The following is a 900-nucleotide window of genomic DNA, read 5'->3' as shown; positions in this document are numbered from 1 at the left end:
TATATGAATCTTCTTTTTTATTATAAACTGCATTTATCTCACCAACAGTAACATTCTTTGATGAACAAGAGATTATGTTTATAATAATTGTAAAAATTAAAAATAAATATTTAAACATAAAAAACTTCTATTCCAATCTAACTCTATGCAAACCTCTAAGATAATAGGTTATATCTTGTATATTTTTATCTATCATTTGTTTATATTCATCTGGTATATTTTGATCTCTTATTAACTTAAACATATCAAGACCTTCCTGTAAATTACCAAGCAAACTTATTCTAGCAGCATTTCTTAATATTTTTTTATATTTTGAATAATACATATTTTCAGGCATATTATCAAACCCATAAGTAATAACAAGTTTCTTTTCGTAATCATCAGTATCATCAAGAAGTTTCATTCTCATAGTAGGAGTTTCACTTGCAGGTCTTAATTGAGTTTCTGGTTTTGATAATTTATTTGTTTCTTTTGGAGCTTCTACTTTTACTGTAATATTTGGAACTTGCTGATTTGGTGATGATGTTGTTATAGTTTGTTTGCTTCCATCTTCATTGTTTGTAACTATTGTTTGACCTGCAGATTGAGGATTATAGCCTTCATTTATTTCAACTCTGCTGTTTTCAATTTTGTCTATTATTGTAAATGGGCGTTTTTGAGCGTTATCGCTTTGATATGTATCTTCTAATCTGCTTTCTACTAAATCTTCTAATTGCTCTGATGCTTTATTTAATCTCTCTTCACCTTCAGTTATAGTTTCTTCTTTGTTTTCTTTTTCTTTCTGTTCTCTATAATCATCCATAGCAGCACACATTATGCCTGCCATTTTTTTTATTCCTTCTTCTGTTGCGGGGTCTATATCAAAGACTTTATCTCCTTGCATGTTCAAAGTGTCAGTTG

1 pseudogene is annotated in these 900 nt (G+C 28.7%); it reads right to left on the bottom strand.

From position 1 onward, the window contains the following. Positions 1-127: 127 nt before the first annotated feature. A pseudogene (locus E6A48_RS07315) lies at positions 128-900 on the bottom strand (hypothetical protein); the annotation flags it as partial.

The organism is Brachyspira pilosicoli, assembly GCF_019402445.1.
In the GTDB taxonomy this organism is placed as follows: Bacteria; Spirochaetota; Brachyspiria; order Brachyspirales; family Brachyspiraceae; genus Brachyspira; species Brachyspira pilosicoli_B.
Note: the sequence above shows the minus strand (reverse complement) of the source record. Positions and strands in the feature narration are given on the sequence as shown.